Below are 14,860 nucleotides of genomic sequence, written 5' to 3'. Positions count from 1 at the left end.
CCTTAGAGGGTGTTTGAAAAGTCTCCTTCTATGTCATGCTGAGGAACGTTCGCGTAGCGTGTCCCCTTGGGACTCAGCATCTCAGTACGTAGGCTAAACTCTAGATTCTAGCCTGCGGCAACGCGTAGCGCGTACGTTCCGCAAAGCTCCACTCAGAATGACAATTTATACATCCTAAAACTTTTCAAACATGCTCTTAGGCTCCTTCTGCCCTCTGCATTTATGAGCATATATGAAGTATTGAGACAAAATGTGAACTAGTAATGCGAAAACGAGATTTAGATTCACTTTTTTTGCTAAAAACTTCTCAAGTAATATTTTAAAAAAATAGAAAATCACCAAGGAGCAAATCACATGTTGACATCGACCTTAATTGCAACAACTGCTGCGGCAACCCCTCTCGAATGGAGTCCAACTGTAGGGGGAATCATGGTTTTTTGCAATATTCTTGCCATTGCTTTTGCTAAATCAAGCATCAAAATACCGAATGCACCACCTGCAATGCCAGCTAGTAACTTGTTTGGTGGTTTTGGCTTGCCTGCGGTTTTGGCTTCCACAAGTTTTGGTCACATCTTGGGAATTGGTGTGATTTTGGGTTTGCACAGCATCGGCAGAATTTAGCTGCATAGAAATTAAGCTTCATGAAAATAAACATTGGAGTCGGGATATTTCCGACTCCATTTTTATGATTAAGTAGATGCGATCGCTAAACCATTATGTCTCAGTAACGGCTCTGTGTTAGGTTCCCGTCCTCGGAAATCTCTAAATACTTCCATTGGGTGTTTACTGCCACCAAGGGCAAGAACGGTTTCTCTGTAGCGTTTCCCTGTATCTTTAACAGCAGTCTCATTTTCTAACCCAACTTCTTCAAATGCCGCAAAAGCATCAGCACTCAATACTTCTGCCCATTTATAACTGTAATATCCTGCCGCATATCCACCAGCAAAAATGTGGCTAAACGCACATAAAAAGGCATCTTCAGGAAGTGGTGCGATCGCAGTCGTTTTTTGTGCGATCGCATTCCTCATCTCTGCTGCTGTTTGATTACCACCAGGGGAATAACTATTATGCAATTCCACATCCACAACACTAAAGTGAATTTGTCGTAACATCCCGCTACCACTCATATAATTTTTAGCAGCAAGCAATTTCTCATAGTAATGTTCTGGTAAGGTTTCCCCTGTTTCGTAATGCTTTGCCATCCCAAACAATGTTCGACTTTCGTAGCACCAATTTTCCATAAATTGGCTTGGTAATTCTACCGCATCCCATTCCACATTATTAATACCAGCCGCACTCGTATAGTCAACCTTGGTGAGCATGTGCTGTAAACCATGTCCAAACTCGTGGAACAGGGTTTCAACTTCGTAGAATGTCATTAAGCTGGGTTTGCCATCAATCGGTGGAGTTTGGTTACAGATTAAATAAGCTACAGGTAAACGGGTTGAAATCTTCCCATTTTCCACCAATTTTGCTCGGTTAATGCAACTATCCATCCAAGCACCACCACGCTTTTCCCCTGGACGACTATAGAGGTCAAGATAGAAGTAAGCTATAGGTACGCCAGTTTCATCGGCGATTTGGAAGTAACCCACGTCTTCCTGCCAAATAGGAGCTTGTCCATCAGCAGGGGTAACAGTTACACCAAACAAGCGTTTGACCAAACCAAATAAACCATCAAGAACTTGGGGAAGGGGGAAATAAGGACGTAATTCTTCGTCGGTAAAATTAAATTTAGCTTCGCGTTGACGTTCTGCCCAAAAACTAATATCCCAGTGTTTCAAATCCATTGCTTCAGAAGCACCTTTCGATGTAGCAAAGGCTTTGAGTTCCTCTAATTCTTTAATTGCGGCATTGAAACTCGAACTGCGTAGCTCTTCCAATAAATTTCCGACAGCTTCGACGTTGGGAGCCATTTTAGTGGCAAGACTAACTTCAGCGTATTTTTTGTAACCTAATAATTCTGCTAGTTCTTGCCGTAATCCTAAAATTCGTTCTATTAGTGGATTGTTATCCAGTTCTCCAGTAGAGGCACGGGTAATATAAGCTCGGTATAATTTTTCGCGCAAATCGCGACGGGTACTATGTTGTAAAAAGGGTCCATAGCAGGGTGCATCGAGTGTAATTACCCAAGGACCAGTTTCGGGAGTCGCATTTTTATCGCTTTCTCCATCTCCCGTACTTCGGGCAATTTGGGCAGCAAGACTCAGTAAACTCGGTGGTAATCCGGCAATTTCTTCTTTACTAGTTAGTTTTAAAGTAAACGCTTTTGTAGCATCAAGAACATTATTCGAGAATTTGGTGGAAAGTTCTGCTAATTCCATTTGAATTGCATTAAAACGTTCTTTTGCCTCTCCTTGCAAACCCACACCAGAAAGTTCCGCATCGCGAATTGCCGAGTCAACGATGCGCTGTTGTGCGGGTTCGAGTTTTGACCAATTATTACTATTACGAAGAGATTTAAATGCGTTGTAAATGGGTTGACTTTGGCTGAGTTTATTGGAAAACTGAACTACCAAGGGTTGTACAGTTTCGTAAGCTTTGCGGAGTTCATCGCTATTTTTTACACCCATCAGATGACTGACAATACCCCAAGTCCAGTATATGCGATCGCTAATTTTTTCGAGCGGTTCGACTAAGCCTGTCCAAGTTGCTTCGACATTGCTTTCTAGTTGTGTCAGTTCGCTTTCTAGTTGGCTAATTAACTCATTTACTGCTGGAACTACATGTTCTGGCTTAATCTCTGTAAAACTTGGCAAACCCGAACCAATTAATAAAGGATTGCTGGATTTTGATTGAATGGCACTTTCTGTCATAGATTTTGTGTGAGTTGTTAAGTAAATACTTAGTTTAGTATTGATTCTTAGTTGTTGGGTATTGTCTGTTGGACGCAATACCATTAACCATTCACTTTTTACTATTCTTTAACTGTAGTCATTACGTTTTCATTTTGGAATGTTCGGATACCCGAACATGGTTTAGTAAATGTATTTTTATATAATCCCCAAATTATTCACTCAGAAACTGGGTTTCTCTGAAAACGACAAAACCCTGAATAATTCATTCGGAAACATCCCACAAAGTCGCAAAACCCATCCCAAATCCAACTATTCCGGAAGCGGAACAGTTTGCGATCGCACTATAAACCAATCCCAAATCCAACTATTCCGGAGTCGCAACAGTTTGCGTAAGCACTATAAACCCACCTCAAATCCAACTATTCCGAAGTTGCAACAGTTTGCGATCGCACTATCAAACCAATCCCAAATTTAACTATTCCAAAGTCGCAACGGTTTGCGATCACACTATAAACCAATCCCAAATCCAACTATTCCGGAGTCGCAACAGTTTGCGTAAGCACTATCAAACCAATCCAAATTTAACTATTCCGGAAGCGGAACAGTTTGCGATCGCACTATTAAACCCATCCCAAATCCAACTATTCCGAAGTTGGAACAGTTTGCGATCACACTATAAACCAATCCCAAATCCAACTATTCCGGAGTCGCAACAGTTTGCGTAAGCACTATCAAACCAATCCAAATTTAACTATTCCGGAAGCGGAACAGTTTGCGATCGCACTATTAAACCCATCCCAAATCCAACTATTCCGAAGTTGGAACAGTTTGCGATCACACTATAAACCAATCCCAAATCCAACTATTCCGGAGTCGCAACAGTTTGCGTAAGCACTATCAAACCAATCCAAATTTAACTATTCCGGAAGCGGAACAGTTTGCGATCGCACTATTAAACCCATCCCAAATCCAACTATTCCGAAGTTGGAACAGTTTGCGATCGCACTATAAACCCATCCCAAATTTAACTATTCCGGAAGCGGAACAGTTTGCGATCGCGCTATAAACCAATTCCAAATTTAACTATTCCGAAGTTGGAACAGTTTGCGATCACACTATCAAACCAATTCCAAATTTAACTATTCCGAAGTTGGAACAGTTTGCGTAAGCACTAAAAAAATCAACCCAAATTTAACTATTCCGGAATCGGAACAGTTTGCGTAAGCACTATAAACCAATTCCAAATTTAACTATTCCGGAGTCGGAACAGTTTGCGATCGCACAACCAACCCATCCCAAATTTAACTATTCCGGAGTCGGAACGGTTTGCGATCGCACTATAAACCATCTTGAATTTAACTATTCCGGAGTCGGAACAGTTTGCGATCGCGCTATCAAACCAATCCAAATCCAACTATTCCGAAGTTGGAACAGTTTGCGTAAGCATCATAAACCAATTCCAAATTTAACTATTCCGAAGTTGGAACAGTTTGCGTAAGCACTATCAAACCAATCCAAATTTAACTATTCCGGAGTCGCAACAGTTTGCGATCGCACTATAAACCCATCCCAAATTTAACTATTCCGGAAGCGGAACAGTTTGCGATCGCGCTATAAACCAATTCCAAATTTAACTATTCCGAAGTTGGAACAGTTTGCGATCGCACTATAAACCAATCCCAAATCCAACTATTCCGGAGTCGCAACAGTTTGCGATCGCACTATAAACCAATCCCAAATTTAACTATTCCGAAGTTGGAACAGTTTGCGTAAGCACCATAAACCAACCCAAATTTAACTATTCCGGAGTCGGAACAGTTTGCGATCGCACTATAAACCATCTTGAATTTAACTATTCCGGAAGTAGTTTGGAAGGCGAAAAACTACAGCAACAGTAGCGTGTCTATCACTTACAGTACCGGATATCAAGTGTTTACACGCTCCATGACACCACCCAAAGAAGCAGCTACATTGTAGCCAATTCTAATCCCAAAAAGTCGGGCATGAGGATACTTCTCGCTTAAATGACGTGCAGCTTGCAAACCATTTTGCTCGACTTTATAATCACCTGTCTCGATATCGATAATTACCATTTTGCCGATGTTATCTACGGATTCGACATGTTGACGAATACTACTTTCATAAATTAATTTTGCACGTCGCGCGACTTCTTCGTGGCTTAAGAGGATTGTTTGCATAAATCAACTTCTTCAGTCGCTATGTTTGTACCGTTTCCATATTATTTCTTCATTCTACTGCTTCTCTCACCCCTTCAAAATCCCCTGACATATTCCTACCCCCGTACAGTTCTCTGGAAAAACTAGATATGATAGAAAAGTCATAAATCTTAAAAAATATTCATCAATGCTGGTTTCCTCCTCTAGTTTGTCCAAGGTAAAAGAATCAGTCAAAGAAAAAATTTTCTTCGGTAACGAACCAAGTGCCGAATTAATCGCGATTTTGACTGTTTACTTTGTCCAAGGTATCTTGGGGTTGGCGCGTTTAGCCGTCAGCTTCTTTCTCAAAGATGAACTGCTGCTAAGTCCAGCGCAGGTTTCCGCACTTTTAGGGATTGTTGCCCTACCTTGGATTATCAAGCCCTTATTTGGCTTTATTTCCGACGGTTTACCCATATTTGGCTATCGTCGTCGTCCTTACTTGATTTTGTCGGGATTGCTAGGGACAATTTCCTGGATATTCCTGGCAACAGTAGTTAATACTTCCGTAGCAGCAACAATTGCGATCGCATTAGGTTCTCTCTCTGTTGCGGTTAGCGATGTCATTGTTGATTCCCTAGTTGTGGAACGGGCTAGAGGCGAATCCCAAGAGTCAGCAGGTTCGCTACAATCCCTATGTTGGGGTGCTTCTGCTCTGGGTGGATTAATTACTGCTTATTTTAGTGGAATGTTGCTGCAACATTTCAGTACCCGCACCATTTTTGGAATTACCGCTTCTTTTCCCCTGATTGTCTCTGCTGTCGCTTGGTTAATTGCGGAAACACCCATCAGCAAAGATAAAAATCAGCCTGAAGTCGAATCAGTCCCTATCAAACATCAATTAAAGCAACTCCGTCAAGCCTTAACCCAAAGAGCGATTTGGCTACCCACAGCATTTGTTTTTCTCTGGCAAGCTACACCAACAGCAGATTCTGCCTTTTTCTTTTTCACCACCAACGAATTGCACTTTGAACCCGAATTTTTAGGAAGAGTACGTTTAGTTACAAGTATTGCTTCATTGGCAGGAGTTTGGATATTTCAAAGATTTCTGAAAACTGTTCCCTTTCGGGTTATTTTTGGCTGGAGTACGGTTCTTTCGGCAGTTTTGGGAATGACCATGTTACTACTAGTGACCCATACCAACCGTAGTTTAGGTATCGATGACCATTGGTTTAGTTTGGGTGATAGTTTGGTTCTCACAGTCATGGGACAAATTGCTTATATGCCAGTATTGGTACTTGCGGCAAGGTTATGTCCTCCTGGTGTGGAAGCGACTTTTTTCGCTTTATTAATGTCAGTTTCCAATTTGGCGGGATTGCTTTCTTACGAATTAGGTGCGGGATTGATGCACTTAATGGGAATTACCGAAAGTAACTTTGATAACCTCGCTTTATTGGTAATTATCACCAATGTTAGTACTATTCTACCACTTCCATTTCTGAATTGGTTGCCTGCTGCCGATTCCAAAGCTACAACAGGTACATTTCCACCAGGAATCGGACAAACCCACGAGCAATCATTAATACCCGAATTCGTTCCAGAATTAATATTACAACAGTCACCAAAAGAAGCAACCGAACCGTAGAGACGTTCCGGTGGAACGTCTTCTTCAAAAATCTTCAAAAATAACCCAAAAATCAAAATCCATGCGTATCTACGAACAATCATCCACCACTAATAAAAAATCCTATACTCGTGAAGACTGGCAAGGTGGATACCAATCCCTGAAACAAGAATATGATTATTGGATTGACGATATTGAAGGGGAAATACCTCCAGAACTCGAAGGAACTTTATTTAGAAATGGTCCTGGTTTATTTGACATCAACGGGGAGCAAATACATCATCCCTTCGATGGAGATGGGATGATTAGCCGAATTACTTTTACTAATGGACGCGCACATTACCGCAATCGTTTTGTGCAAACAGAAGCCTACATCGAAGAACAAAAAGCTGGTAAAATCCTCTACCGTGGTGTATTTGGTACACAAAAATCCGGCGGAATGTTGGCAAATATCTTTGATTTCAAATTGAAAAATATTGCCAATACAAATATTATTTATTGGGGTGAAAAATTATTGGCATTGTGGGAAGGTGCTGAACCCCATCACTTAGATACTTCTAGCTTAGAGACTTTAGGGAAAGAATATTTTAATGGTGTTTTATCGGTAGGTGAAGCATTTTCTGCCCATCCCCATTTTGACCCAAGTTGTGCAATGGATGGTGGAAATCCTTGCATGGTAAATTTCTCCATTAAACCAGGACTTTCAACAACAATTACAGTTTTTGAATTAGATATAACTGGTGCAATTATTAGAAAACATGCCCATAATGTTCCTGGCTTTTGCTTTATTCATGATTTCGCAATTACTGAAAATTACTGTATCTTTTTCCAAAATCCTGTTAAATTTAATCCAATTCCCTTTGCTTTAGGAATGCGTGGTGCTGGTGAATGTATCAAGTTTCAAGAGAATCAACCAACCAGCGCAATTGTGATTTCTAGAAATCCCCAAAAACGTGAAATCAAAACATTAGAAATAGAATCAGGTTTTGTATTTCACCACGCAAATGCATTTGAAAAAGATGGTGAAATAATTGTTGATTCCATCTGTTATGAGAATTTACCAGAAGTTGAACCCGAAAGTGATTTTCGTCAAACTAATTTTGATACACTTAAACCTGGACAACTTTGGCGTTTTCATCTGAATTTAGCAACAGAAACCGTCAACCGTGAAATTATAGAATCAAGAAGTTGTGAATTTCCTAGTTTGCATCCAAATAAAGTTGGACGGGAATATCGTTATGTTTACATGGCTGCTGCACATGATGAAACAGGTAATGCACCTTTGCAAGCTTTTATCAAGGTAGATATAGAAACGCGTAAAAAACAACTTTGGAGCGCAGCACCACGAGGTTTTGCAAGTGAACCGATATTTGTACCGCGTTCAAATGCGACTAGTGAAGATGAAGGTTGGGTTTTGGGGTTAATTTACGATTCCGAACACCAACGTTCAGATGTGGTCATTTTGGATGCCAAAGATTTAACGTTAGTAGCAAAGTTACATCTTAAACATCATGTTCCCTATGGTTTACACGGGAATTTTGTAGAACGAGTGTTTATTTAATTAATTGGGATAATTGGGATAATTGCGATCGCACCACCATCGACATAAACATTGTAGGGGCAAACGGTAAGTCAGTTAGCGGTGTCGGTTTCCGTCCCGCTAAACTGACGCACCCGAAGGGCTGTTTGCCCTCCTTTATTCACGATTATTTCCCCTCCTTTATTCACGATTATTTCCCCCAATTAACGGCTGTTTGCCCAAATTCCCTGGATTATTTTTAACCAAAAGCCTTATCAAAATCACCAACACTATCTATCAAAATAGCAACCCTTTCCTCATTTAAAAGTTTGCTGTCGATAAGAGTTTGTAACTTCGAGCGAAATTCTACATAATTTTCCCTTGTCTTCTGTTGCGTATAAGTCACACAATTCGATGTATCGGTAATACCTTTAACTAATTGATCGAGTTCAGGAACATCATACTTCCAGTTCGATTTATCAAAGGCATTTATTAGCGATCGAATCAAAAGAATACGGAAACATTCGTCTTCAAACGAACCTTTACTCTTCTGAAACCAACGATAGGTACAGATGACGTAATTGAAGTGTATGAAACCCCATTCTTTTTCATGGTAGCTAATCCGCTCCGGTACTGTCTGACATTGAGTATAAAGTGTTGTATCGAATGTGTGAATTTGACCTGCAATTTCACCGTCATGACCTCGATGCTCCCAAGGTTGGAAACTTCTTGCCCATTCCAAACTAAACATCATTTCCCAAGTCGCAGTCAAATGATTTAAACCTTGCTCTTGATACCAAGTATCCCAGACTGGACTAACACCCAAACAGGCAAGATTCCTCTCCGCACAGCTTTGGTAGTGAGTTTTCATGAATACATCTTCAGTGATAAATAAATCAGCATCGTGTAAAAGTGCATGAGTACTGTGAGTTGCACTAATTCCACGAATCAATTGCAACCAATGATTGTTATGGGGATTATTTCGGTAGCGTGAAATCAATTGCTCTAATGGTTGAGGATTAATTAAAAGAATTGGACTCAGAAAATATTCGGTTTCCCATTCTTGGAGTAATTCGGAGAAACCAGGAACTATTTGGTCAGGGAGTACAATAGTTTCCACTAAACCGTCAGTTTTTTGAGTAGAACAAGTTTCTAGGGCAATTTTGAGAAAAACAGGTAAGTCACCAGGTACAGGTAACAAAATTGTGTAGCCAGGAATTGGTCTATCGATAGATTTTTCCCAGCTTGAATATAGCCACTTCCAAAGAGTTGCAGTTTTAAACATGACTGGTTGTTATGAATTAGGAATTAGGAATTAGAAAAACTGAAAATTTTATTAACCATTAACTAATGAAAATAAATGGGTTTCCAAAACCCAAAAAACTACGAATCGAAAGAAATAAAATTAACACTCCCAGAAATAGGGCAGTTGCACGAACATCTTGGAGAAAACAAAACAATCCTTCACGCCAGATTCCATACAAATTGGCTATATATAATGGCAAATCGCTTAATGCAATAATGATAATTACTCCTAGAGTACCTTTCAGCGTAAATGCAAGAGGCATTCCCAAACTAATCATCAGAAATCTGAGTAAGTTACTTTGTGCAGCGTATAAAGGCTTACCTAGCGCGAGTAATGCAGGGCTTGTTGTGTAAAACAAGATAGAAAACCAAACACCGCAAGAAAGTATCGGCATCATCCATCTCGCTTCGGTGTATCTTTGGTCATAAAGTGTCGCAATGATTAAATCACCAGTACTAACTAGAAAAGCTAGCACTACAGCAGCACCTAAGACTATTTTCCACCGTTGGCGAATAATTTTGGATCGTAACTCGCTTCTGGGTAAGTCAACTTGATTGGAAATGGTGGGAAAAATGACGCGGAAGCTAAGACTTTTAATTGCTTCACGTGGAACATTTGCGAGGGTTGCGGCAATGGTATAAACTCCTACTACCCCAAATGACAATAACTTACCTAAAAGCAACGTATCTGCCTGTTCCGCAAGAAACATTAACGCTGTCGCAACAAACATCCATTTTCCAAAAGATACAAGCTCTTTTACCGCATCTTGATTCCACGCAAATTTAGTCTTTTTACCTGGAATTAAAAAATGACTACCGATCGCACGAACAATTCCCGATATAATCCCACTGATTGCAAATGCCCACAAGCTCTTCATCTGCCAAGCAAGAATAACTAGGGCACTCAAAGAGACAACTTGAACTATTAAGTCAAAAATTATGACTTTACCTAGTTCCATGCGACGGTTCAGTAATGATTGGGATGGTGAAGCAAACCCAAGAATAATTGATACCAGTCCCATAATGGGCAAAAGCCATAGCAGTCGGGGTTCTTGATAAAAACGGACAGCCGGATAAGTAATAATTAGGCAAATGAACCAGATTGCACATCCTCGAATGATTTGCAATGTCCAAGCGGTGTTAAAAAACTCTTCCTCTTCACCATGCTTGTTCTGGATGATGCTTTGACCAATACCAAGGTCAGAAAATAATTCTAAACCCATCAAAAGCCGATTTACTACCGCCATTAAACCAAAAAACTCAGGTTGAATTCCAGGTAATCTAGTTAGGATAATGTTGCAACCAAATCGCAAACACTGACTAAAGGCATAACCAGTAATTGTCCAGATTGCACCATTGACGGCAAGTTTTTTCAAGCTTGGCTTTTTCAGAGTTGTCATTTAGGTGGAGAGTTAGGAGTTATGAATTAGGAGTTATGAATTGGGGTTAGGGGTTAAGTACAACCCAATACTCATATAATACCTAATACTAATACTTAAATATTTAACACCTAATGTCCCATGCCTAATGCCTCATGTCCTATTCCCAATGACCAATTTTCTTTTTCAAGTTGGGAATGAAATAATCTTGCTAGTTTTTTTGCTTCTTGAGTGACATTGTGGTGTTGAGTTACTGAGACTGTGCCAGCACTACCCATACGATTGAGTTCATCGGGTGACATTCGTAACACTTCACGAATTGCTGAAGTTAACTCTTCTACCGAGCCTGCGGGCACAAGCCAGCCATTCACATCGGATTGGACGAGTTCGGGAATACCTGCAACGTAAGTACTAATCACAGGTCGGTGAAGTGCGAATGCTTCCATCAGAACTACTGGTAAACCTTCAGCAAAACTTGGTAAAATCAAAGCACGAGCGTTGATGATGTGGTTTTGTACTTGAGTTCCGCTTGCCCAACCTGTGATTTTTACTTGTTTTTCCAAGTCATACTCACGGATGAGTGCTTCGATTTGCGATCGCAATTCCCCATCTCCCACCAGGGTTAAGAGTAACTCAAATCCTTCTTCTGCAAGTGCTTTGATGGATTGCAAGAGCAGGATTTGACCTTTTTGTTCGCATAACCGTCCAACACAGACCAAATTGGGGATATTAGAAGCTATATTGGAAACGAATGTTTCTGGTTGGTTGAAGTAATCTTCATCAACTCCACACCGTACTAAGTGAATCTTCTGCCATTGCTGATATTCACACCAACGATATAACTGACTTCTTCCGAATGAACAAATCGCTACCACAAATTTGGCTCGATTGATTTTTTCCGTCAAAGCAATATTTTCGGCACGGTCAAATTCTTCTGGTCCATGAACTGTAAAACTGTAGGTGATACCTCCAATCGCATTGCATAACATCGCTACGGTGGTTGAGTTGGTGCCGAAGTGGGAGTGTAGGTGAGTCACTTGCTCTTTTTGCAACCAACCCCACAGAACACAAGCTTCTGCTAAGTAAATCAAATGTCGCAAGATTCCTGCATCTGACTTCCAGCCGATTTTTAAAGCTAAGTGTATACCTCTGAAGATAGAAATAGGTTTCGCGATCGCAAACCCCATAAAGTTCACCAGTAAACCTAGTAATCCCACGTCCAAAACGATTTGCGTCTTTTGGAATTCGAGTTTGTCTTTTGGATCTACTAATTCAGATTCACAAGAACGAATTGAGAATCTTGCGACTGACAAACCGATCGCTTCTAATGCTGCAATTTCACGCCGGATGAAACTATGACTCACCTTCGGGTATTTATTGACCAGATACGCAATTCTCATGTTCACCTTGATTGCACCACATTAATACTAAAGTCAATCGGCAATGCAAGTGATTTTTTTTTGTTGGAGCTTAAAGTTCTGAACTTCGGCTCTGAAAATTCGTCTCGAAAAGTATGCGGTACTTAATTCCAATTGTTAAATATTTAAGTGTTAAATCTTTAGTTTAAGTACTAAGGAGTACTTCATACGCAGACTCGGCGTATGTTCAATTTTACTAGTCTCACCCACAGATGATAATAATTTATCGAGAGAAAATCAATTTGCTTATGTGAAGTTAAGCTTTAAAATTATCGCTCTTTATGAAGTTATTGTGAAGATAATCCTATTTTTGTATGTAACTAGCATCAATAGATACAAAATATCCTAATTCAAAATTAGAAATAAATGCAGAGATTTACCTCACCAAGTAAGGATTATAGTAAGTTGCGTTGATAAGTATCACGCTATATTAAGAAAATATTTATACACTAAATATTGTGTGTTGAGGATGAAAAATTTAATTTTGCGTAAGCAAACAACTGTGAATAAATGAGGGCAAACAACCGTTTGCCCCTACAATATTATCAATCGCAAAATGTATCTAACTAAAATTAAGAACGACTATTATATGCTTAATTAGCTATAATTTATATTCAACTAATTTGGGTTGACGCTTGAGCAAACGTGTTAGCAGAAATTGGATTTGTCCCTGTAGCTGGGGGAATTTACAGAATACGCAATTCAATGAAAAAAGTACAGCATCTGAGACTGTCAAACCCTGTTCCAAACAAGATTTATAGATTTTGAAGCTTAACCAAATGTAAGCGATAGGTATTAACAACAAGCTGAAACCAGAAGTGAACCAAAAAGTCGTAATAGCAATTAAAGGTAAACCCAAACTCCAAATCCAAATACTCAAACATTCCTTTACCCAGTGACGTTCGGGACTTTTTCCATGTAACCAAGCACCTTGAGCATAAGCATGTCCAGCACGTTGCGATCGCTTCCACCATTGACCCCAAGTTGTCATTCTGGCATCATGTAATGTCATATCACCATCAATGCGTAAAATCTTTCCTCCAGCTTGACGCAAACGTAGACACAATTCCGGTTCTTCCCCAGCAATCAAACTCGGATCGAAACCACCGACTTTTTTGACAGCACTGACTCGCATCATGGAATCACCACCACAAGCTTTGGTTTCTCCCACTGGCGTATTCCATTCAATATCACACAAGCGATTATAAATCGAATCGTTAACAAATTCTTCCCGTCTACGTCCTGCCACAACTACAACATCTGGATTTGTCTTCAACTCACTCACAGCAAATTCTAGCCATCCAGGGGCAATACGGCAATCTCCATCGATAAACTGAACGTATTCAAGATTAGGTTCAATTGTCAGTAAATATTCAAATCCGGCATTTCTGGCACGAGCAGCAGTAAATGGAATCGTCACATCGAGTTCGATGACATGCATACCCAAAGAGCGGGCAAAAGTCACACTGTCATCTGTGGAACCAGAATCTACATAAACAACAGTTATTCCTTCTGACTGCAATGATAAAAGACACTGATGAAGTCGAGTTCCTTCATTTCGTGCGATCGCAACAACACCAACTAGTTGCAATTTTGACATTTTTCCTTTAGTTAAAATAGTTTGAGGTTAGGATTTTTTCGTTAATTTTTTGTCGCGAAAAGGCTAAACAATGCGACAGGATTTTAGGTAAAGGCTTTGCTGCTGCTTGTAGACTAAATCTAGTAATTTTTTGATCGCACGCCATTGTATTGGAGCTTCATTCTTCATGACACCAAGAGTTTTTGCCCAGTCAGCAACATCTGGATGAGTTTTATTCAAGCAATCAATAAATGTATCCCAAAACCAATCCCACATGGCATCATGATAGTGAAGAACTTTAGCTGTACGTAGTTTTTCTTCGCAATACCATTTCTCAAATGTTTTGCTGCCGAAACTGTAATTGTGTGTTTCATTTAAACTACGCCATCGTAATTGTCCGCGTAACATTGCCAATCCCAGAGATACCTGCTCGTGGAAATACATTCCCGACTCACAAGAAATCACCTGGGAATCATAGACACACAAACAAGTATCCAAATATGTTTGTGCAAAATTGGTAGAACGACGATAGGCGAAAATTCCACCGTTCCAGTACAGACGGATGCGTTCCTGTTCCCGTTCGGTTATTACCCAAGGTAAAGAACCTATTTCCAATCCAACTACTTGACATGCATTTTGCCAATAGGGTGCATTTGTATCATCAATTCCATTCGTGCCAATATTCTTATCAGAAGCGCAGGCAACAAAATCCTCTTCATCGCTCAATATCAACTGTTCCGGTTCACCAACAAACAGCAAATCGCTATCAACCCAGACAATGCATTCGCTTTGGAAATAGTTTTCGGCTGCTAAAACCGCATAGGGTTTATTTAAAAATTTGTCCCAAACATAGCGATCGCGATTCTGAAAATACAAATAATCAACCTGTAAGCGATCGAAAGCATGTATTGTCTTAGATGCTAGGGGTATACCCATACGTGGAATCACAGCTAACACTGGCATATTGGCAAATACTCCACCCCAGCGTCGTAAGCTTTCAATCATTCGTAGTGTTTGTGATTCCAGCGCTCCTGATTCGACACAGCAAACAAAAGCATATTGTTCTTTTTCAAACATTGAAG

At 40.1% G+C, this 14,860-nt stretch carries 15 protein-coding genes; 8 read left to right on the top strand and 7 right to left on the bottom strand.

Annotation, left to right across the window (positions count from 1 at the left end):
• The first annotated feature begins 354 nt into the window (after positions 1 to 354).
• Positions 355 to 621, top strand: a complete 267-nt coding sequence (gene psaK / locus CK510_RS02635; RefSeq protein ID WP_095720210.1) for a photosystem I reaction center subunit PsaK — start codon at positions 355 to 357, stop codon at positions 619 to 621.
• Positions 622 to 689: 68 nt separating this feature from the next.
• On the opposite strand, the gene CK510_RS02630 is transcribed toward psaK, so the two are convergent.
• Positions 690 to 2,816: a M3 family metallopeptidase gene (locus CK510_RS02630; protein WP_095720216.1), complete on the bottom strand. Its 2,127-nt coding sequence runs from the start codon at positions 2,814 to 2,816 to the stop codon at positions 690 to 692.
• A 169-nt stretch (positions 2,817 to 2,985) separates the two neighbouring features.
• On the opposite strand from CK510_RS02630, the gene CK510_RS02625 reads away from it, so the two are divergent.
• The 5 genes from CK510_RS02625 to CK510_RS02615 all read left to right on the top strand — a co-directional run bounded on the left by CK510_RS02625 (position 2,986) and on the right by CK510_RS02615 (position 4,296).
• Positions 2,986 to 3,273, top strand: a complete 288-nt coding sequence (locus CK510_RS02625; protein WP_095720209.1) for a hypothetical protein — start codon at positions 2,986 to 2,988, stop codon at positions 3,271 to 3,273.
• Positions 3,239 to 3,523 (top strand): hypothetical protein, encoded by a 285-nt coding sequence (locus CK510_RS30800; protein WP_143289195.1) that lies wholly within the window; start codon positions 3,239 to 3,241, stop codon positions 3,521 to 3,523. The genes CK510_RS02625 and CK510_RS30800 overlap by 35 nt, the downstream gene beginning before the upstream one ends.
• Positions 3,516 to 3,689: a hypothetical protein gene (locus tag CK510_RS31405; RefSeq protein WP_158224825.1), complete on the top strand. Its 174-nt coding sequence runs from the start codon at positions 3,516 to 3,518 to the stop codon at positions 3,687 to 3,689. Before CK510_RS30800 ends, CK510_RS31405 begins: the two co-directional genes overlap by 8 nt.
• A complete protein-coding gene (locus tag CK510_RS02620) occupies positions 3,682 to 3,864 on the top strand; it encodes a hypothetical protein (protein WP_095720208.1) in 183 nt (60 codons plus the stop codon). The genes CK510_RS31405 and CK510_RS02620 overlap by 8 nt, the downstream gene beginning before the upstream one ends.
• A 150-nt stretch (positions 3,865 to 4,014) precedes the next feature.
• A complete protein-coding gene (locus CK510_RS02615; RefSeq protein WP_095720207.1) occupies positions 4,015 to 4,296 on the top strand; it encodes a hypothetical protein in 282 nt (93 codons plus the stop codon).
• Positions 4,297 to 4,723: 427 nt separating this feature from the next.
• Here CK510_RS02615 and CK510_RS02610 read toward each other — a convergent pair whose 3' ends face one another.
• Positions 4,724 to 4,996, bottom strand: coding sequence for a hypothetical protein (locus CK510_RS02610; protein ID WP_095720206.1), 273 nt, complete (start codon positions 4,994 to 4,996; stop codon positions 4,724 to 4,726).
• Between the two features lie 166 nt (positions 4,997 to 5,162).
• Here CK510_RS02610 and CK510_RS02605 point away from each other — a divergent pair, with 166 nt between their 5' ends.
• Both CK510_RS02605 and CK510_RS02600 read left to right on the top strand, forming a co-directional pair.
• Positions 5,163 to 6,599 (top strand): folate/biopterin family MFS transporter, encoded by a 1,437-nt coding sequence (locus CK510_RS02605; protein WP_095720205.1) that lies wholly within the window; start codon positions 5,163 to 5,165, stop codon positions 6,597 to 6,599.
• Positions 6,600 to 6,660: 61 nt separating this feature from the next.
• Positions 6,661 to 8,139, top strand: a complete 1,479-nt coding sequence (locus CK510_RS02600; RefSeq protein WP_095720204.1) for a carotenoid oxygenase family protein — start codon at positions 6,661 to 6,663, stop codon at positions 8,137 to 8,139.
• A 217-nt stretch (positions 8,140 to 8,356) separates the two neighbouring features.
• Here CK510_RS02600 and CK510_RS02595 read toward each other — a convergent pair whose 3' ends face one another.
• From CK510_RS02595 to CK510_RS02575, 5 genes are all read right to left on the bottom strand, one after another.
• Positions 8,357 to 9,382 (bottom strand): hypothetical protein, encoded by a 1,026-nt coding sequence (locus tag CK510_RS02595; protein WP_095720203.1) that lies wholly within the window; start codon positions 9,380 to 9,382, stop codon positions 8,357 to 8,359.
• A 58-nt stretch (positions 9,383 to 9,440) separates the two neighbouring features.
• The gene (locus CK510_RS02590) at positions 9,441 to 10,802 is read right to left on the bottom strand and encodes an oligosaccharide flippase family protein (RefSeq protein WP_095720202.1); all 1,362 of its coding nucleotides are present in this window, start codon (positions 10,800 to 10,802) and stop codon (positions 9,441 to 9,443) included.
• A 110-nt stretch (positions 10,803 to 10,912) separates the two neighbouring features.
• Entirely contained in the window at positions 10,913 to 12,181 is a 1,269-nt protein-coding gene (locus CK510_RS02585; RefSeq protein WP_095720201.1) for a glycosyltransferase family 4 protein, read from the bottom strand.
• Positions 12,182 to 12,800: 619 nt separating this feature from the next.
• Complete coding sequence (locus CK510_RS02580) at positions 12,801 to 13,790, bottom strand: glycosyltransferase family 2 protein (protein ID WP_095720215.1); 990 nt, start codon at positions 13,788 to 13,790, stop codon at positions 12,801 to 12,803.
• A 72-nt stretch (positions 13,791 to 13,862) separates the two neighbouring features.
• Entirely contained in the window at positions 13,863 to 14,855 is a 993-nt protein-coding gene (locus CK510_RS02575) for a GT-B fold glycosyltransferase domain-containing protein (RefSeq protein WP_245911818.1), read from the bottom strand.
• Positions 14,856 to 14,860: the final 5 nt, after the last annotated feature.

The sequence above is a fragment of the Brunnivagina elsteri CCALA 953 genome, from assembly GCF_002289455.1.
GTDB classification, from domain to species: domain Bacteria; phylum Cyanobacteriota; class Cyanobacteriia; order Cyanobacteriales; family Nostocaceae; genus Brunnivagina; species Brunnivagina elsteri.
Note: the sequence above shows the minus strand (reverse complement) of the source record. Positions and strands in the feature narration are given on the sequence as shown.

What these genes read in the sequence shown, in the direction of transcription:
- psaK (WP_095720210.1), top strand. Translation starts at nt 355, where the DNA reads ATGTTGACATCGACCTTAATTGCAACAACTGCTGCGGCAACCCCTCTC.
- CK510_RS02625 (WP_095720209.1), top strand. Translation starts at nt 2,986, where the DNA reads ATGTATTTTTATATAATCCCCAAATTATTCACTCAGAAACTGGGTTTC.
- CK510_RS02585 (WP_095720201.1), bottom strand. Translation starts at nt 12,181, where the DNA reads ATGAGAATTGCGTATCTGGTCAATAAATACCCGAAGGTGAGTCATAGT.
- CK510_RS02630 (WP_095720216.1), bottom strand. Translation starts at nt 2,816, where the DNA reads ATGACAGAAAGTGCCATTCAATCAAAATCCAGCAATCCTTTATTAATT.
- CK510_RS02600 (WP_095720204.1), top strand. Translation starts at nt 6,661, where the DNA reads ATGCGTATCTACGAACAATCATCCACCACTAATAAAAAATCCTATACT.
- CK510_RS02575 (WP_245911818.1), bottom strand. Translation starts at nt 14,855, where the DNA reads ATGTTTGAAAAAGAACAATATGCTTTTGTTTGCTGTGTCGAATCAGGA.
- CK510_RS02610 (WP_095720206.1), bottom strand. Translation starts at nt 4,996, where the DNA reads ATGCAAACAATCCTCTTAAGCCACGAAGAAGTCGCGCGACGTGCAAAA.
- CK510_RS02590 (WP_095720202.1), bottom strand. Translation starts at nt 10,802, where the DNA reads ATGACAACTCTGAAAAAGCCAAGCTTGAAAAAACTTGCCGTCAATGGT.
- CK510_RS02605 (WP_095720205.1), top strand. Translation starts at nt 5,163, where the DNA reads ATGCTGGTTTCCTCCTCTAGTTTGTCCAAGGTAAAAGAATCAGTCAAA.
- CK510_RS02595 (WP_095720203.1), bottom strand. Translation starts at nt 9,382, where the DNA reads ATGTTTAAAACTGCAACTCTTTGGAAGTGGCTATATTCAAGCTGGGAA.